At 74.1% G+C, this 16,608-nt stretch carries 16 protein-coding genes and 1 pseudogene; 5 read left to right on the forward strand and 12 right to left on the reverse strand.

Annotation, left to right across the window (positions count from 1 at the left end; genetic code table 11):
• Both ACFHW0_RS10160 and ACFHW0_RS10165 read left to right on the forward strand, forming a co-directional pair.
• Positions 1-1,462, forward strand: a pseudogene (locus ACFHW0_RS10160) (hypothetical protein); the annotation flags it as partial.
• A 129-nt stretch (positions 1,463-1,591) separates the two neighbouring features.
• The gene (locus tag ACFHW0_RS10165) at positions 1,592-2,815 is read left to right on the forward strand and encodes an ABC transporter substrate-binding protein (RefSeq protein WP_416607031.1); all 1,224 of its coding nucleotides are present in this window, start codon (positions 1,592-1,594) and stop codon (positions 2,813-2,815) included.
• Positions 2,816-2,892: 77 nt separating this feature from the next.
• On the opposite strand, the gene ACFHW0_RS10170 is transcribed toward ACFHW0_RS10165, so the two are convergent.
• From ACFHW0_RS10170 to ACFHW0_RS10185, 4 genes are all read right to left on the reverse strand, one after another.
• Entirely contained in the window at positions 2,893-3,486 is a 594-nt protein-coding gene (locus ACFHW0_RS10170; RefSeq protein WP_089002065.1) for a GTP-binding protein, read from the reverse strand.
• A 1-nt stretch (position 3,487) separates the two neighbouring features.
• Entirely contained in the window at positions 3,488-3,865 is a 378-nt protein-coding gene (locus ACFHW0_RS10175) for a DUF742 domain-containing protein (RefSeq protein ID WP_030329021.1), read from the reverse strand.
• A 92-nt stretch (positions 3,866-3,957) separates the two neighbouring features.
• Positions 3,958-4,362 (reverse strand): roadblock/LC7 domain-containing protein, encoded by a 405-nt coding sequence (locus ACFHW0_RS10180; protein WP_007455462.1) that lies wholly within the window; start codon positions 4,360-4,362, stop codon positions 3,958-3,960.
• Positions 4,359-7,904: a nitrate- and nitrite sensing domain-containing protein gene (locus tag ACFHW0_RS10185; protein WP_416607032.1), complete on the reverse strand. Its 3,546-nt coding sequence runs from the start codon at positions 7,902-7,904 to the stop codon at positions 4,359-4,361. Before ACFHW0_RS10185 ends, ACFHW0_RS10180 begins: the two co-directional genes overlap by 4 nt.
• 278 nt (positions 7,905-8,182) lie before the next feature.
• On the opposite strand from ACFHW0_RS10185, the gene ACFHW0_RS10190 reads away from it, so the two are divergent.
• The gene (locus ACFHW0_RS10190; RefSeq protein WP_416607033.1) at positions 8,183-8,704 is read left to right on the forward strand and encodes an ATP-binding protein; all 522 of its coding nucleotides are present in this window, start codon (positions 8,183-8,185) and stop codon (positions 8,702-8,704) included.
• Positions 8,705-8,737: 33 nt separating this feature from the next.
• Here the strand turns inward: ACFHW0_RS10190 and ACFHW0_RS10195 are convergent, their stop codons facing one another.
• The 4 genes from ACFHW0_RS10195 to ACFHW0_RS10210 all read right to left on the reverse strand — a co-directional run bounded on the left by ACFHW0_RS10195 (position 8,738) and on the right by ACFHW0_RS10210 (position 11,549).
• Positions 8,738-9,817 carry an adenosine deaminase gene (locus ACFHW0_RS10195; RefSeq protein WP_416607034.1) on the reverse strand — a complete coding sequence of 360 codons (1,080 nt, stop codon included), beginning with the start codon at positions 9,815-9,817 and terminating at the stop codon, positions 8,738-8,740.
• A gap of 135 nt (positions 9,818-9,952) precedes the next feature.
• On the reverse strand, positions 9,953-10,366 hold the full coding sequence (locus tag ACFHW0_RS10200; protein ID WP_416607035.1) for a PPOX class F420-dependent oxidoreductase: 414 nt from the start codon (positions 10,364-10,366) through the stop codon (positions 9,953-9,955).
• Complete coding sequence (locus tag ACFHW0_RS10205) at positions 10,363-10,932, reverse strand: NADPH-dependent FMN reductase (RefSeq protein ID WP_416607036.1); 570 nt, start codon at positions 10,930-10,932, stop codon at positions 10,363-10,365. The genes ACFHW0_RS10200 and ACFHW0_RS10205 overlap by 4 nt, the downstream gene beginning before the upstream one ends.
• Positions 10,920-11,549, reverse strand: coding sequence for a YczE/YyaS/YitT family protein (locus ACFHW0_RS10210; RefSeq protein ID WP_416607037.1), 630 nt, complete (start codon positions 11,547-11,549; stop codon positions 10,920-10,922). Before ACFHW0_RS10210 ends, ACFHW0_RS10205 begins: the two co-directional genes overlap by 13 nt.
• Before the next feature lie 58 nt (positions 11,550-11,607).
• On the opposite strand from ACFHW0_RS10210, the gene ACFHW0_RS10215 reads away from it, so the two are divergent.
• Both ACFHW0_RS10215 and ACFHW0_RS10220 read left to right on the forward strand, forming a co-directional pair.
• Positions 11,608-12,072 (forward strand): MarR family winged helix-turn-helix transcriptional regulator, encoded by a 465-nt coding sequence (locus ACFHW0_RS10215; RefSeq protein WP_416607038.1) that lies wholly within the window; start codon positions 11,608-11,610, stop codon positions 12,070-12,072.
• Positions 12,073-12,149: 77 nt separating this feature from the next.
• Positions 12,150-13,061 (forward strand): putative RNA methyltransferase, encoded by a 912-nt coding sequence (locus ACFHW0_RS10220; protein WP_416607039.1) that lies wholly within the window; start codon positions 12,150-12,152, stop codon positions 13,059-13,061.
• Between the two features lie 24 nt (positions 13,062-13,085).
• On the opposite strand, the gene ACFHW0_RS10225 is transcribed toward ACFHW0_RS10220, so the two are convergent.
• From ACFHW0_RS10225 to ACFHW0_RS10240, 4 genes are all read right to left on the reverse strand, one after another.
• Positions 13,086-13,766, reverse strand: coding sequence for a DUF4272 domain-containing protein (locus ACFHW0_RS10225; RefSeq protein ID WP_121396665.1), 681 nt, complete (start codon positions 13,764-13,766; stop codon positions 13,086-13,088).
• A 109-nt stretch (positions 13,767-13,875) separates the two neighbouring features.
• A complete protein-coding gene (locus tag ACFHW0_RS10230; protein WP_416607040.1) occupies positions 13,876-15,156 on the reverse strand; it encodes a thymidine phosphorylase in 1,281 nt (426 codons plus the stop codon).
• 137 nt (positions 15,157-15,293) lie between these two features.
• Positions 15,294-16,001 carry a cytidine deaminase gene (locus tag ACFHW0_RS10235; protein ID WP_416607041.1) on the reverse strand — a complete coding sequence of 236 codons (708 nt, stop codon included), beginning with the start codon at positions 15,999-16,001 and terminating at the stop codon, positions 15,294-15,296.
• Between the two features lie 110 nt (positions 16,002-16,111).
• Entirely contained in the window at positions 16,112-16,594 is a 483-nt protein-coding gene (locus ACFHW0_RS10240; RefSeq protein WP_416607042.1) for a hypothetical protein, read from the reverse strand.
• Positions 16,595-16,608: the final 14 nt, after the last annotated feature.

Consider the following 16,608-nt stretch of genomic DNA (forward strand, 5'->3'; position numbering starts at 1 on the left):
CGCGACGCCCCCGGCCCCCCGGCCGCTCAGCCCGCCGCCGGTCGCACCGGCCCCCGTCACCCCGCCGCCGGTCGCGCCGACGCCGGTGACGCCGGCCGCGGTCGCCGGTCCCCCGGTCTCCGCGCCCCCGACGCGACCCGGATCGCTGCCGAGCCGGATCGACGGCCCGACCAACCGCCCGGTGTCCGCGCCGCCGCCTCCGCCGCCCGGCATCACCCCCATCGCTCCGGCGCAGCGGGGCGCGGTGCCGCCGGCCGAGGCGGGAGAGCCGTTCCGCCCCACCCTGACCACCGCGGCGATCCAGAACGCCCGCGCGGAGCGCCAGCGCACCGTGATCCCGCCCCGCCCGAAGACCAACGGCCAGTCGGCCACGCCCACGGGCGGCTTCAGCGCCACCGACCTCAGCGTTCCCGTGCCCACGCCACGCCCCGGCCAGGAAACCACCTCCCCGGCCGCCCGGGCGGAGCCCGCTCCCCCCGGATCCCGGGCGAACTGGCCGCTGGTCAACAACCCGGAGGACCCGGCCGACAGTTCCGCCAAGAACCCGGTCGCCGGCTCCTACGACGACCGCGGCGGGCGCGGCGTCGACGCCCCGACCGATCCGGGGTCGGAGCGCCGGGTCACCCCGCCGTGGCTGGCCGACGACCTGCCCCAGGAGCCTCCGGTGCTGCGGCTGGTCGAGCCGCCGCCGCTGGCCGACCGCGCGCTGCGCGGCGGGACGGGCCCGGCCGCCGACGCCCAGCCCGAGACTCCCCCGTTGCGGCTGGTCGACCGCGAGGAGGCGGCCCGTCGGTCCGCCCCTCGTGAGGAGCGTCCGCCGACCGAGTACCGCCCGGCGCCGCGTGACGAGCGACCGGCGGCCGAGTACCGCCCGGCACCCCGCGACGAACGACCGGCACCCGACGAGCGGCCCGCGCCCCGCGACGAACGACCGGCGGCCGAGTACCGACCGGCACCGCGTGAGGAGCGGCCGGCGGCCGAGTACCGCCCGGCGCCCCCGATGGAGCGCCGCCCGCCGCCGGTGTCCGACGAGGGCGACGGCGACCTGCTGATCTTCGCCCAGGCCAAGTCCGCCTGGTTCGTGGGGCACGACGACGAGTCCGACCTGGAGTGGTCCACCACGGCCGACACCGGCTGGCAGGCGGCCGAGCAGGCCGCCCGCCCGGCGGTCGGTGCCGAGACCCCGGCCGGGCTGCCGAAGCGGGTCCCCCAGGCCAACCTCGTGCCCGGCTCACCGCTGCGCGACGAGCGGCCACTGCGGATCGTCCGCGACGCGGCGAGCCTCGCCGAGAACACCACCGGCTACTTCCGCGGCTGGCGCCGGGGACAGGAGATCGGCGGGTTCGCGGTCGGCGGCCGACCCGGTCGGGAGGCCGCCGGCGGGTGGGACTTCACCCGCGACACGGGCGACCGCGACGACGACCGGGAATACGAGTACCGCTCCGCCGGCTACCGCTCCTGACCGCCGGGAAACCGCCTCCCACCTGCGTGTTCCTGCCCACACCCGGATAATTTGACGCCGTGTCGCGGCGGCCGGGAGCATACCGGCGGAACAGCCGGCGGCAGGGGTCGCCGGGTGGGAAGGCGACTCATGGCGACATCGGCGAACGGCCCCTCCGTGTTCACCCGTCGGGGCCTGCTGGCCGCGACGGCGGGCACGCTCCTGCTCAGCGCCTGCGGGCGCGGCGAGGCGGGCGGGGGCGATCGCGCCACGGCGGTCGCGCCGGGCGGCCAGGAGCTGCTGGTCGGGGTCAGCCTGGAGCTGACCGGTCCCGGCGCCGCGCTCGGCGTCCTCCAGCAGCGGGCGCTGGAGATCACCCTCGAATCGCTCAACGCCAAGGGCGTGCCGATCGGCAACCTCCGCCGCGCCGTACGGCTGGAGGTGCGGGACAACGCCGGCGACCCCGCGCTGGCGGCCCGGCAGGCCACCGCCCTGGCCCGCGAGGGCGGCGTACACGCCCTGGTCGGCGGCACCCTGTCCGAGACCTCGATGGCCCTGGCCGGGGTGGCGCAGAAGGAGCGGGTGCCGTTCCTCTCGCTCGCCTTCGGCGACGGGATCGTGCTGCCGCTGGCGCAGCGGACGTACGTCTTCAAGATGACTCCGGACGCCGGCGACATGGCCCGGCGACTCGCCCGGCTCATCGCCTCGCAGCGGCTCTCCCGGGTGGCGCTGCTGGCCGCGGACGGCCTGCACGGCGACTCCGGCGTACGGGCCGTGACAGGGGCCCTGCGTACGGCCGGGGTGGCGCTGAGCACCACCACCCGGCTGCCCCGCACCGGCGCGGACCTGCGCCGGGCGGCCCGCGCGGCGACGGGTTCCCGCCCCGACGGGGTGGTGGTCTGGGCGACCGCCCCGGACTCGGCCGCCGCGGTCGGGGCGCTGCGCCGGGCCGGCTACGACGGGCCGGTGTTCCTCGACGCGGGCGCGGTCGCCGAGCAGACCCTGGAGGGCGGGAACGCGGCCCTCATGGAGGGCGCGTACGCCGTCCACCCGACCTCGCTGGGCGGTGCGATGCTCGCCAACACCACCATGTCGGCGCTGGACCGCAAGGAGTTCGTCTACCGCTACGTCCAGCTGCACGGCGGGTTCAGCGGCTTCGCCCCGTACGCGTCCGACGCGGTCCAGCTGGTCGCCGACGCGGCGCGGCTGTCCACCAGCGTCGACCGTGGACGGATCCGGGCGTTCCTGCAGAACCAGGTCACCGAGGGAATGGCGGGGATGTACTCCTTCACCCCCATCCGGCACGGCGGCATGGACCAGGGCTCGCTGGGCGTCTACACCGTCAGCGCGGGTGCCTGGACGCGGGTGTCCTGACCCCGCGCCGCCGTGGCGCGGGCAGCGACGAGCGCCCGGTGGCGGCCGAGGCCGTCACCGGGCGCGGGTCGCGTCGATCAGGCCGGCGCCACGGCGCGCGAGCGCCGCATGGTCAGCACGTACTCGACCAGCGAGATCAGCACGTGCTTCGTCGACTCCCGGTTACGGGCGTCGCAGGCCACCACCGGCACGTCGCCGGAGATCGCGAGCGCGTCCCGGACGTCCTGCGGGTCGTGGTACTGCATCCCGTCGAAGCAGTTGATGGCCACCAGGTACGGCAGCCGCCGGTGCTCGAAGAAGTCGATCGCCGCGAAGCAGTCGGCCAGCCGGCGGGTGTCCACCAGCACGACCGCGCCGATCGCGCCGCGGACCAACTCGTCCCACATGAACCAGAACCGGGTCTGACCCGGCGTACCGAACAGGTACAGGATCAGGTCACGGTCGATCGAGATGCGGCCGAAGTCCATCGCCACCGTGGTCGTCGTCTTGCCCGGCACCTGCCGGGTGTCGTCGACGCCCACGCCGGCGGAGGTCATGATGGCCTCGGTCGTCAGCGGCGTGATCTCCGAGACCGAGCCGACCAGCGTCGTCTTGCCGACGCCGAATCCACCGGCGATAACGATCTTCGCCGACGTCACGCGCCCACTCGGGGTCGGCGGGCGGTGCGACATGTCAGAGCCTGCGAAGTCCACTCAGCACCCTCTCCAGCAGTTCAGTGCCCACCGCGTCGTCCGAGTCGTCCAGAATGGTCGGCTCGTGGACCGCGACCAGGCCGTCCGTCGCCATGTCGGCGATGAGCACCCGGGCCACACCGAGCGGGAGCTGCATCCGCGCCGCGATCTCGGCGAGCGACTGCACACGTCCGTCACACAGCGCAGCGATGTACTGGTGCTCGCGGCCCTGACCGCCGTTGCCATTGGCAGCGGCGCGGCCGCGCACCGTCGTCTCGACGAGCGCCTCCAGCGCGATGTCGAGGCGCGGGCGGGTACGACCACGGGTAACGGCGTATGGACGGACCAACGCTCCGGTCGGTTCGTCACGATCGGCCATGTCGCCGCTCACCTCCCTCGCACCCTGCACCGGCTCCGGTGGAGCCCGTCGTTGTCGTTGTCACCCCGCCGACCTCACGGGTCAACGGGTCGTCAGCCCAGCATTCCCGCAGCCGCACGTGGCTGCGGGGTCAACGCGTCGCCCACCCGGTCGACCAGCAGGGCCATCTCGTAGCCGACCTGTCCCACGTCGGAGCTGCGGGCGGCGAGCACCGCGAACGACGAGCCGTCCGAGATGGACATCAGGAACAGGAAGCCATTGTCCATCTCCACCACTGTCTGCAGCACCGCGCCTCCCTCGAAGCAGCGGGCCGCCCCCTGGGTGAGGCTGACCAGACCGGACGCGATTGCGGCCAGCTGGTCGGCCCGGTCCCGCGGGAGGTCCCGTGACGACGCGAGGAGCAGCCCGTCCGCGGAGACGGCGACCGCGTGCGCGACACCGGGTACCCGGTCGGCGAAGTTGGCCAGCAGCCAACCGAGATCCTGCGTAGTTGTCATCGTTCTTGCTCCTTCTGCCCGCTCCCGGCCACCGGGCCTGAGCCAGACTGCGAGGATTGCTGCCCTCCCGGAGTCCCCTCCGGGCTGGTCGGGTTGCTGTCCGACGGGTTCGTACGCCCCCGCTGCACGCCCCGATGGTAGGCCGAAAGCAGGCCTCGAACACCCTCCGGCGTACGTCGCTGCACGGAGGTGGTGGGCTTCTCCACCGCGCCGGGCACCAACTGCGCCATCGGGGTGCGCTTGGGCAGACCCGTCGAGGTGGTCGCCGCGACGGGCACCTCGGTCGCCGCCGAGGCGGCGCGCCACCCGTCGTCGGCCGCCGTCTGCCAACCCCCGGTCTGCTGGGCGGACCGGCGGTGACCGAAGCTGTCGGCGAGGCCGGGGCGGGCACCCCCGTTGACCGTCGGTCCGTTCTCGCGCGGCGCTCCTCCGGCCGCCGGAGTGTCTGCCATCGGTGCGTTACCTGTCGTCCCGGGTGGTGTCGGCTGCACGGCCCGACCGCCGGCGTCGACCCGGGCGAACTGCTGGGTCGGTGCACCGTTGGTCGGCGTCTTCTCGGCGGCCGGCGCCGCCTCCTCCGGCCCCGGGCGGCGGGTACGGAACCAGGCCGACTCGAGCTCCCGGAAGATCGGCAGCTCCATCGTCTCGTCCGCGTACCGCTGCCGGGTCTGGGCCGGCGGCGTGGTCGGCCGCGCCTGCGGGGCGGCCGGCGCCGGCCGTTCCGTCGGCGCGGGGGCCTGGGCCGGCGGGGTCGGCGCGCCGGAGCGCGGCACCCGCGGCAGTTCGGTGGTCATGTCCAGCGCGGCGGCCAGCCGCTCGGGCACCGGCGGGGTCGCCACGTCCCGGTCGGCACCGGCGACCGGCGGCCAGGCCGGCGGCGCAGGCGTGCTCGGGCCCGGCGTGCCGGGGGCCGGGCGCTGCGGCAGCGGGCCGGTCGACGGCGGCGAGTACGGCGGGCCGGAGTACGGCGCGGCCGAAACCGGCGGGCCGGAGTACGGGTGGCCGGAGACGGGTGACGCCGAGACCGGCATGCCGGAGACGGGCGGGCCGGACACCGGCGGCGCGGAGTAGGGAACCGGCGGGCTCGACACCGGCGGGCCCGCGTAGGGCACGGGCGGCGCGGAGACCGGCGGGACGGAGTACGGCCGGGCCTCGGGGCTGCTGGGCAGCTGCCGCGGGACGGCCTGCTGCTGGCCCGTGGCGTCCTGGTCGTCGGCCGACCGCCGCTGCGGCAGCGGGTCGAACGGCTCGCCGTTCGACGTGCGCGGCCGGAAGGCCTCGCCGCCGTTGAAGCCGCTGGCGCCGGTCAGGTCCGACCAGGCGGGCATGGACCGCGTCGAGCCGGCCGAGGCCGGCGTGCCGGCCCCGTTGCGCGGCACCGGGTCGAACGGCCGGCCGCCCAGGGTCACCTGGTTGCCGGACTCGCCGGAACGCTGCGTGGGCATCGGGCTGGCCGGGCCGTTGCCGAGCGCCGGCGGCGCGCCGAAGGCCGGGGCCGGGGCGTACGACTGCGGGCCGGGCCCCGGCAGCGCGGGCGACTGCGGTCGGCCGGAGAGCGCCCGGGGCACGAGCACCGAGGTCGGCATGACCACCTCGGCGACGGTCCCCCGGTCGGTGCCGGGACGCAGCTCGACCTTGACGCCGTGCCGGGACGCCAGCCGGGCGACCACGACCAGGCCCATCATCCGCGAGACGGCCACGTCCACCTGCGGCGGCGTGGCGAGCCGCTCGTTGAGGTCGTGGAGCTGGTCGGGGCTGATCCCGATGCCCCGGTCCTCCACGTAGAGCGACGCGCGGTCGCCGACGCGCCGGGCCTCCACCATGACGTGCGAGTCCGGCGGCGAGAAGGCGGTGGCGTTGTCGAACAGCTCGGCGACCAGGTGGACCAGGTCGTTGACGGCGTGCGCCGCGACCTCGATGTCCCGGTCGATCACCCCGAACTCGATGCGGGTGTAGTGCTCGACCTCGGACTGGGCAGCCCGGAGCACGTCGATCAGGGCGGCCGGCTCCCGCTGCACGCGGGTGGAGTCGGCGCCGGCGAGCACCAGGAGGTTCTCGTCGTTGCGGCGCATCCGGGTCGCCAGGTGGTCGAGCTGGAACAGCTCGGCCAGCCGGTCCGGGTCCTCCTCGCCGCGCTCCAGCCGGTCGAGGTGACCGATCAGGCGGTCGACCAGGATCTGCGACCGGCGGGCCAGGTTGACGAACATCGTGGCGACGGACGCGCGCAGCGCGGCCTGCTCGGCGGCGGTGCGGACGGCCTCCAGGTGGACGGCGTTGAACGCCTCGGTCACCTGGCCGAACTCGTCCTTGCTGCGCACCGGCAGCGGCTCGGCGATCTGGTTGGCGAGCTGCACCGGGGAGAGCTGACCGGTCACCTTGGGGTCGCGCAGCCGGGCCACGGCCTGGGGCAGGCCGTACTGGGCGATGGAGAGGGCGCCCTGACGCAGGTCGCGCAGGGAGCGGGCCATCGAGCGGGCGACCAGGTAGGCGAAGAGGATCGCCAGGAGCAGCATGCTGAGCAGCAGGCCGGTCTCCAGGAACACCTGGCGCTGCACGTCCGAGCGCAGCTTCTCGGCGCCCACGACGACCTCGCGGTCGATCTTCGTCTCGACCGTGCGGATCAGCTTGGCGTTGGCCACCATCGCCGCGTCCCACTGGTCCGCGTCGAACGGCGCGCCGGCCAGGGTGTCGGCGGTGGTGATGCCGTTGAGCCAGCTGTTGTAGGTGTTCGCCTCGCGCAGGTCGGGGCCGGCGACCACCTGGGCGTAGTACTCCTGCTCGGGCTGGCTGGCCACCACCTGGAAGCTCTGCAGCCACTGGCTGGAGCCGGTGCTGGTGGCGATGTACTCGTTGCGCAGGTTCGGGGTGAGCCGCTGCTGGATGAACGCGCGGTGCACCACGTCGCGGCGGCGGGAGAGGAACTCCTTGTTCCGGGCCGTGGCGGTCGAGGCGCGCATCTTGTCGCTGAGCTCGTTGTCGCCGGCGAGCTGGGTGGCCGAGTCGCGGATGCTGATCAGGTCGTCGATCAGGCCGTCGTAGGCCTGCATGGCCGGGACGAGCCCGAGCTTGCCGTTGAAGACCTGACTGCGGGTGCCGGGCAGGTCGGTCAGCGTCTGGTCGATCTCGCCCAGCAGGCTGTCGAGATTCGCCGGGAGGTCCTCGACCTCGGCCCGCTGCTGCGAGTACGGCCCCTTGGCCTTGTCCACGCTGGCGTTGGCCTGCTCGTACGCCTGCTTGTAGCGGGCGTTGTCCTGGCCGCGCGGCACGCCCAGCAGACGCAGCGCGTTGGTGCGCTCGTTCTGGAGGGTGTCGACCAGGTTGCCCGAGTGGCCGACGAGGTTGGCCAGGTCGCCAGCCCGGTTGGCGTTGTTGAGGGTCTCCAGGTGGTCGACCAGACCACTGGTGCCGACGACCACCGTGGCGATGGTCGGCACGATCATGATGAGACCGAGCTTGGACCAGATCGGCATGTCGCGGAGCCGACCGGTCGGCCGGCGCAGACGCGACAGGAAGGAGCCCGCCGCCTTTGGCCGTTTGCTCACGTCACCGCCCTCGCGAAATTCTGGGACTGCGTTGCCCCTGGACAACGCCCAGCGACCGACCCCGCGGGTCGGACCATCCGAGATTCCATCACGCCACCTGCGAAAGAGAAAGCCCAGGTTGGCCGCAGCCAGCGGTGTGATGAGATGTTGGTGCAATTTGATAGCAATCCGTCTGGCCGGAGTCACTGAAGGTAATGAAGCACCCCCATGGCGTTGTCCTGCTCGCCGGCCCTTCCGGTTCCGGAAAGTCGTACATAGCGCAGCGAACCGGCCTTCCGGTGCTCTGCCTGGACGACTTCTACAAGGACGGTGACGACCCCACGTTGCCGCGACAAAACGGCCTGGTGGACTGGGAGTCGCCCCACTCCTGGGACGCTGCGGCAGCCGTGGAGACCATTGCCCGCCTGGCCAGGGAGGGCAAGGCCGATGTGCCGGTTTATGCGATCGGTGCGGACCGTCGGGTGTCCACCCGGCCATTCGAGGTCGCCGGTTCGCCACTTTTCGTGGCCGAAGGGATTTTCGCGGCCGAGATCGTCGAGGAGTGCCGTCGACGGGGGGTCCTCGCCGGGGCGTACGCCCTGCGGCGGCCCCGGGGGGCGACCTTCGTCCGCCGGCTCGCCCGCGACCTCGCCGAACAGCGCAAGGCGCCCCGGGTGCTGGTGCGCCGCGGCCTGGCGCTGCTGCGCAGCGAGCCGGCGGTGCTGCGGCGGCAGACCGGCCTGGGCGCCGAGGCGGCCCGGGCCGGCGAGGTGCTGCGCGCGGTGGCCGGCATGCTCGCCGGCCACCCGCACCGCTCCTGACTCCGGCTGCCGGAACGCGGCGGCCCGCCGTGGTCAGCCCAGCAGCTTGCCGTACGCGGGCTTGATCACCTCGTCGATGATCTTCAGCCGCTCGTCGAACGGGATGAAGGCGCTCTTCATGGCGTTGATGGTGAACCACTGGAGCTCCTTCCAGCCGTAGCCGAAGGCGTCCACCAGCAGGGCCATCTCCCGGGACATCGACGTGCCGCTCATCAGCCGGTTGTCGGTGTTCACCGTCGCCCGGAACCGCAGGTCCCGCAGCAGCCCGATCGGGTGCTCGGCGATCGAGGGGGCGGCGCCGGTCTGCACGTTCGAGGACGGGCACAGCTCCAGCGGGATCCGCTTGTCCCGCACGTACGCGGCCAGCCGGCCGAGCACCGGCTCCGCGCCGGGCGTGATGTCGTCCACGATCCGCACCCCGTGGCCGAGGCGGTCCGCCCCGCACCACTGGATCGCCTGCCAGATCGACGGCAGGCCGAACGCCTCCCCGGCGTGGATGGTGAAGTGGAAGTTCTCCCGCTGGAGGTACTCGAAGGCGTCCAGGTGCCGGGTGGGCGGGAAGCCCGCCTCGGCGCCGGCGATGTCGAAGCCGACCACCCCGGCGTCGCGGTGCCGGACGGCCAGCTCGGCGATCTCCTGCGACCGGGCGGCGTGCCGCATCGCGGTGAGCAGGGTGCCGACCCGGATCTGCCGGCCCTCCTCGGCGGCGAGCGCGCTGCCCTCGACGAAGCCGGCCAGCACCGCCTCGACCACCTCGTCCAGGGTGAGGTCCCGCTCCAGGTGCTGCTCGGGGGCGAACCGCACCTCGGCGTAGACCACCCCGTCGGCGGCCAGGTCCTGGGCGCACTCCCGGGCCACCCGCCGCAGGGACGACGCGGTCTGCATGACGGCGACGGTGTGCGCGAACGTCTCCAGGTAGCGCTCCAGGGAACCGGAGTCGGCCGCCTCGACGAACCACCGGCCGAGCGCCTCGGGGTCGGTGGTGGGCAACTCGTGCCCCACCTCGGCGGCCAGTTCGACGATCGTCGCCGGCCGCAGGCCGCCGTCGAGGTGATCGTGCAGCAGCGCCTTCGGGACCTTGACGATGTCCTCGTAACGGATTGTCGCGACCATGCACAGACCCTAGTCGGCGCCGCCGGCCCGCCCGACGGGACCGGCACGGATCGGCGCTCGGCGCGCCGCCGCGCGCCACCGGCGGCCCGTTCCGGCCGGACGCCCCGCGTCGCCCGGCCGGAACCGCCGGCCGGGTCAGGGACGCCAGCCGTACACCCGGTCGACGGCGAGCCGGATCACCAGCCGACCGTCGGCGACCATCGCCGCCCGGTAGTCCGCCCAGTCGGGGTGCTCGCCGCGGATCCGCCGGTAGACCTCGACCAGTTCCTCGACGCATGCGTCGTCGGGCGCCGCCGCCGGCGGGGTGAGCGTGACCGTCCCCTCCGCGACCGCGTACGCCCCGCCGTCGGCGGTGGTGACGTGCAGGCTGGCCCGGGGATCGCGGCGCAGGTTGCGCACCTTGGCCCGGTCGCCGGTGGTGGAGCAGCGGATCAGGCCGGGCTCGGCGAGGAAGTCGAGGTTCGACAGCTGGGGCCGCCCGTCGCGGCGCAGGGTCACCAGCACGCCCCGGCCGCGCTCGCCGAACAGCTCCCACAGCCGGGCGTTCACGCCGTCACCCGCAGCGGGGCGAGGGCGGCGGTCAGCCGGGCCAGTTCGTCGAGCATCACCGTGGCGGCGGCCTCGCGCCCCGGGTCCGGGACGAGTTCCCCCGTGTCGTCGAGCGCCTGCCGCAGGAACACGGTCACCGCCTCGTTGGCCGGCATCATCTTGAGGGTGGTCACCACCTGCTTGATCATCTGGACGGCGCGCAGGCCGCCCGAGGTCATGCCGTAGCTGACGAAGCCGACCGGCTTGTACTGCCACTCCGTGTAGAGATGGTCGATCGCGTTCTTCAACGGCGCGCTGAAGCCGTAGTTGTACTCCGGCATGACGAAGACGAAGGCGTCCCCGGCGGCGACGGTCGCGCTCCACCTGCGGGTACGCGGGTGCAGGTACCGCCCCTCGGAGGGGTGGTGCGGCTCGTCGTGGAAGGGCAGGCCCACCTCGGCGAGGTCGACCAGGCGTACGTCGTCGAAGGCGTCGTACGCGGTGGCGACGGCGGTGAACCAGTCGCCGATCCGGCGGCCCACCCGGCCGGGCCGGGTGCTGGCGACGATGACGGTCAGGCAGGGCATGGCGAGGTCGCTCCTGTGGTGGCGGGCCGGCTCGGGGCCGGCACGGTGAACTTCGGGATGAGGTGCTGCGCCAGCGGCCCGATGCTGACGGCGAAGAGGAGGGTGCCGGGGCCGACGGTGCCGCCGAGTGCCCAGCCCAGGGCCAGCACGCCGAGCTCGATGGCCGTGCGTACCCGCCCGATCGGCAGGCCGCGCGCCGCGAGTCCGGTCATGAGGCCGTCGCGCGGCCCCGGCCCGAGGCGTGCCCCGAGGTAGAGGGCCGTGGCGAGCCCGTTGAGCAGGATGCCGGCGACCAGCAGGCCGATCCGGCCGGCGACCGGCGCCACCGGCGGCAGGACGGCGAGCGCGGCGTCGGCGGCGAACCCGACCACGACCGCGTTCGCGAGGGTGCCGAGCCCGGGGCGCTGCCGCAGCGGGATCCAGAGCACCAGCACGACCACGGCGACCAGGTTCACCACCTGACCGAGGGGCAGCCCGGTCCGCTCGGCGAGCCCCTGGTGCAGCACGTCCCAGGACGCGAGGCCCAGGTCGGCGCGGACCATCAGGGCCACGCTGACGCCGAACAGCACGAGGCCGCCCAGCAGGCGGGCCAGCCGGCCCGGCAGTTTGGTTGACATGTCACTCACCCTAGGGAGCATGTTGATGACATGTCAACAAGATGGTTAGGATGCCGGCATGGAGCAACCACGCTGGCTGGACGAGCGGGAGCAGCGCGCCTGGCGGGGCTACCGGCGGATGCGCCGCCTGCTCGACCTGGAGCTGGCCCGGGAGCTGATGCGGGACGCCGGGCTCTCCGAGCCCGACTACGACGTCCTCTCCGACCTCTCGGAGACACCCGACCAGCGGTTGCGGCTCAGCGAGCTGGCCGACCGGATGCTCTGGTCCCGCAGCCGGCTCTCCCACCACCTGACCCGGATGCAGCAGCGCGGCCTGGTCACCCGCGAGGAGTGCGCCACCGACGGCCGGGGCGCGGTCGTCGTGCTCACCGCCGAGGGCCGCCACGCGGTCGAGGCCGCCGCCCCCGGCCACGTGGCGGCCGTCCGCCGGCACCTGATCGACCTGCTGACCCCCGACGAGGTCGCCGCGCTGGACGCGCTGACCCACCGCGTGGTCGACCACCTCACCCGACCCGGAGAATGAGCCGGTGGACCCCGAGCGCGAGTGCGACGACGACCACCGCCGGGTACGCGCGGTGCTGACCTGCCTGGGCGCCTGACGTGGACCCCCGCATCGTCGACCGGCTCCGCTGCCCGGTCTGCGCCGAGCCGCTGGCCGAGGTCGACGCCGGCGGTGCCCGCGCGCTGCGCTGCCCCCGCCGGCACAACTTCGACGTGGCCCGCCAGGGCTACGTCAACCTGCTCGCCGGCCGCGCCCCGCACACCGGGGACACCGCCGAGATGGTGGCCGCCCGCGCCGACTTCCTGGCCGCCGGCCACTACGACCTGATCTCGACCGCCCTCGCCGCCGCCGCGACGGGGGCCGTGGGCCACCTGGCGGCCCCCCGGCGCCTCCCGGCCGGGGAGCAGGCCGGGGCGCGCGCCGACGGGGCGTACCCCCTGGTGGTGGATGCCGGGGCGGGGACGGGCCGGCACCTCGCGGCGGTGCTGGCGGCGCTGCCGGACGCGGCGGGTCTCGCCCTGGACGTGTCGAAGCCGGCGCTGCGCCGGGCGGCCCGGGCGCACCCGCGCGCGGCGGCGGCGCTCGCCGACACCTGGCAGCGGCTGCCCCTGGCCGACGCCGGCACGGCCGTGCTGCTGAACGTCTTCGCGCCCCGCAACGGCGCGGAGTTCCACCGGGTCCTCGACCCGGCCGGCTCCCTGCTGGTGGTCACGCCGGCCGAGGACCACCTCACCGAACTGGTCGGCGCCCTCGGCCTGCTGCGGGTGGACCCGGCCAAGGCGGACCGGGTCGCCGAGAGCCTGGGCGGGCACTTCACCCCGGCGGCGTCCACCGTGCACCGGCGGGAGCTGGCGCTGACCGGCCCGGAGGTCGCGACGCTGGTCGGGATGGGCCCCAGCGCCTGGCACACCGACCCGGCCGGGCTCGCCGCCCGGGTGGCCGCCCTCGCCGAACCGGTCCGGGTGACCCTCGCGGTACGGCTGACCGTCTGGCGCCCGGCACCGCGCTGACCCGGCGCGGCGGGCCGCCCCGGGTCAGGTGGAGAGGTCGACCTCTTCCCAGCCGGGGGGCTCGTCGTGGTACGGCCCGCGCAGCATCACCGCCCACTCCAGGGCCCACCGGCGCTGGCCGATGGCGTTCGCGTCCACCAGCCCCGGGGGCGTACGACCGGCCCGCTCCGTCTCCAGGTACGCCCAGTCCAGGCAGTAGTGCAGGTCCAGCAGGGCGGCCGCGTCGGCGGGGTGCTGCGGGGCGGTGAGGATCCGGGCCCGCCACTGGCCGAAGGTCTCCCCGCCGTGGATGTGCGGCATCCGCTCCACCAGCCGCTCGTCGACCGGCAGCGTCGGGTCGAGCTGCTTGGTCAGGCCGAGCACCCAGGCCAGCGCGAAGAGCGCGTCGTGGTGCAGCACGAAGGACCGGTGGTCGCCCTTGCCGCCGGTCACGAACTGGAACTCCGGCGGCGTGACCATGTCGACCAGGTGCGAGGCGAGCAGCCAGCTCATCGCCGCCTGCGGCGGCATCCCGAAGCAGCGGGCCAGGATCAGGTGCAGCACCGCGATGCGGGCCTCGATCTCCACCGTGGGGCGGAGCTCGATCTGGTCGCCCGGCTCCCACACGAGCGGGAACTGGGCGGGCGGCAGCGGGAGACGCAGCCGGGACAACTCGTCCAGGCTCGCCTCACGCACCTCCCGTGGATCGGGGGCAGGTACGGTCACGGCGAAAATCCTGTCTGCTCGCGACGACTCGGCGCCGGTTGTCCCCCCTGGCCAGGGAGGATAGCGGTCCGAGTGGGCGGGCACCATGCCGCCCCGGGGACCGCCGCGCTCAGCTGATCCGCTCGATGACCAGCGGCGTCGCGGCGGGCGCGACCGGCGAGATCCGTACCGCCCGCGCGGCGTCGTCCCGCGCCGCCGGGATCCGGGCGGCGTCCTCCGCGCGCAGCTCGTAGAGCGGGTCGCCCGCCCGCACCGCGTCACCCGGGCGCCGGTGCAGCACGATCCCCGAGGGCACGCTGACCGGGTCCTCCTTGCGGGCCCGCCCGGCGCCGAGCCGCCAGGCAGCCACCCCCATGGCGTACGCGTCGATCGCCGCGACGTGGCCGTCGGCTTCCGCGCGGACCACCTCGACCTCGTTCGCGGCGGGCATCGGGGCGTCCGGGTCCCCGCCCTGGGCGCGGATCATCGCCCGCCAGGAGTCCATCGCCCGGCCGTCGCGCAGGGCGGCCTCCGGGTCGGCGTCCGGCAGCCCGGCCGCGTCGAGCATCTCGCGGGCCAGCGCCAGGGTCAGCTCGACCACGTCGACGGGGCCGCCCCCGGCGAGCACCTCGACGGACTCGGTCACCTCGACGGCGTTGCCGATGGCCAGGCCCAGCGGGGTGGACATGTCGGTGAGCAGGGCGACCGTCCGTACGCCGTGCGCGCCGCCCAGCTCGACCATCGTCCGGGCCAGCTCGCGGGCCTGCTCGACGGACTTCATGAACGCGCCCGAGCCGACCTTGACGTCGAGCACCAGCGCGTCGGTGCCCTCCGCGATCTTCTTGCTCATGATCGAGCTGGCGATCAGCGGGATGGCCTCGACGGTCCCGGTCACGTCGCGCAGCGCGTACAGCTTGCGGTCGGCGGGGGCGAGCCCCGCGCCGGCCGCGCAGATCGCCGCGCCGACGTCGCGGAGCTGGGCGGTGAACTCGTCGTTGCTGAGCGCCGCCCGCCAGCCCGGGATCGACTCCAGCTTGTCGAGCGTGCCGCCGGTGTGCCCGAGGCCCCGGCCGCTGAGCTGCGGCACGGCGGCGCCGCAGGCGGCGACCAGCGGGGTGAGCGGCAAGGTGATCTTGTCACCGACGCCGCCCGTGGAGTGCTTGTCGACGGTCGGCCGATCGACGGCGGAGAGGTCGAGCCGCTCCCCGCTGGCGATCATCGCGGCGGTCCACCGGGCGATCTCCGGACCGGTCATGCCGCGCAGCAGGATCGCCATGGCCAGCGCCGACATCTGCTCGTCGGCGATCACCCCCCGGGTGTACGCGTCCACCACCCAGTCGATCTGCGCGTCGGAGAGCACACCCCCGTCCCGCTTGACCCGAATGACATCAACCGCCGCAAAACCACTCATCAAAAAAGATCTTTCTCGTCGTTATGGCGATACCGGTTCGCGGACCGCGCCCACCAGGGCTGGGGCCGACCGTGACCGGCAGAGGGATCAAGCCTGACCGCCCGGAGCCGGGCACGGTCGGCCCCAGCCCCTTAAGCTCAGCCACCCCAGCGAACCGGGATCTCCATCGGTGGCTCACCCTCGCCGGCCCAGAAGATGCCGCCGGACGCGTCCACGACCACCACCCGGGGCGTACGGGCGTGGCCCCAGGCGATCGCCTCCGCCGGCTCCTCCCAGCTCGGGCCCTCCTCCAACACCCCGGTCTCGGCGCCCTCGTTGTCGCCCGCGGACCGCTCCCAGTAGGCCGTCCACACCTGCTGGCCGGCGGAGAGGTCGGGATGCACGAAGACCGTGCCGCGCCCGCGCCAGGCGGCCAGCCGCTCCGGCACCACGGGCACCGGGGCCTCCCCCGTCACGGCCTCCAGGTCGGTCACGTCGAAGGCATGCGGCAGCAGCTCGGCCATCCGCAGCGGTCCGCCCCTCGCCTCGATGAGGCACTCCGGCCCGCCCTGCTCCCAGAGCAGCTGGCGGCACCGGCCGCACGGCATCAGCGGCTCGCCGGTGGCGTCGACGCAGGAGAGGGCCACGATCCGGCCGCCGCCGGTGGCGTGCAGCGAGGAGACCACCCCGCACTCGGCGCAGAGCACCACGCCGTACGCGGCGTTCTCCACGTTGCAGCCGACCACCACCCGGCCGTCGTCGACCAGCGCGGCCGCCCCGACCGGGAACTTCGAGTACGGCACGTACGCGTGCCGCATCACCTCGGTGGCGGCGGCCCGCAGCCGCTCCCAGTCGATCTCGCTCATCCCGCCATTCTGCCGCATGGCTCCTGTCCAGCAGAAACGGAGCGATGCCAACCACAGGCGGCCGACCGGAAGATCCGGTCGGCCACCCCGTTCAGGACGCGGTTCTTAGGTCAGTACACCCAGCTGGTGCAGGTGCTCCAACTCGAGGGGTAGGACCAGGCGCCGGGCGAGCCCGCGGCATAGTCGTAGCAGATCCGGTGCTTGTCGGCATCACCAGAAGAGTTGGTGATCTTGCTGGTGGTCCAGGTGCCCGTCACCCCCTGCCCCGACATCGCGGTTCTGCGACTGGACACATCCTCGGAGTACCCGTAGGGGGTCTTGATCTGCCGCTCGATCCTGACAACCAACGGTGGGTCGAAGGGCGACGACACGGCGTCGATCACGATCTGCCCCCAACGCTGGGTGTTGCAGGTGGTGCTCTGAACCAGTTTCCATGCCTTGCTGCTGCCCGCCGTGTACTGCGCCTGGACTACCGCACTGCAGGCGGCGGATGCCGGGGTGGCGGGGGCCACCAAGCCGGCGGTGAGGCCGGCGAAGGCGCCCAGCGCGAGCATCCCGCTGGTGACCGTTCGCTTGATTGAAGGCTTGGACATTTGTGGAAACCTCC

It is taken from the genome of Micromonospora sp. LOL_025 (genome assembly GCF_048060285.1).
In the GTDB taxonomy this organism is placed as follows: domain Bacteria; phylum Actinomycetota; class Actinomycetes; order Mycobacteriales; family Micromonosporaceae; genus Micromonospora.

What these genes read in the sequence shown, in the direction of transcription:
- ACFHW0_RS10165 (WP_416607031.1), top strand. Translation starts at nt 1,592, where the DNA reads ATGGCGACATCGGCGAACGGCCCCTCCGTGTTCACCCGTCGGGGCCTG.
- ACFHW0_RS10170 (WP_089002065.1), bottom strand. Translation starts at nt 3,486, where the DNA reads ATGTCGCACCGCCCGCCGACCCCGAGTGGGCGCGTGACGTCGGCGAAG.
- ACFHW0_RS10175 (WP_030329021.1), bottom strand. Translation starts at nt 3,865, where the DNA reads ATGGCCGATCGTGACGAACCGACCGGAGCGTTGGTCCGTCCATACGCC.
- ACFHW0_RS10180 (WP_007455462.1), bottom strand. Translation starts at nt 4,362, where the DNA reads ATGACAACTACGCAGGATCTCGGTTGGCTGCTGGCCAACTTCGCCGAC.
- ACFHW0_RS10195 (WP_416607034.1), bottom strand. Translation starts at nt 9,817, where the DNA reads ATGGTCGCGACAATCCGTTACGAGGACATCGTCAAGGTCCCGAAGGCG.
- ACFHW0_RS10205 (WP_416607036.1), bottom strand. Translation starts at nt 10,932, where the DNA reads ATGCCCTGCCTGACCGTCATCGTCGCCAGCACCCGGCCCGGCCGGGTG.
- ACFHW0_RS10210 (WP_416607037.1), bottom strand. Translation starts at nt 11,549, where the DNA reads ATGTCAACCAAACTGCCGGGCCGGCTGGCCCGCCTGCTGGGCGGCCTC.
- ACFHW0_RS10215 (WP_416607038.1), top strand. Translation starts at nt 11,608, where the DNA reads ATGGAGCAACCACGCTGGCTGGACGAGCGGGAGCAGCGCGCCTGGCGG.
- ACFHW0_RS10230 (WP_416607040.1), bottom strand. Translation starts at nt 15,156, where the DNA reads ATGAGTGGTTTTGCGGCGGTTGATGTCATTCGGGTCAAGCGGGACGGG.
- ACFHW0_RS10235 (WP_416607041.1), bottom strand. Translation starts at nt 16,001, where the DNA reads ATGAGCGAGATCGACTGGGAGCGGCTGCGGGCCGCCGCCACCGAGGTG.
- ACFHW0_RS10240 (WP_416607042.1), bottom strand. Translation starts at nt 16,594, where the DNA reads ATGTCCAAGCCTTCAATCAAGCGAACGGTCACCAGCGGGATGCTCGCG.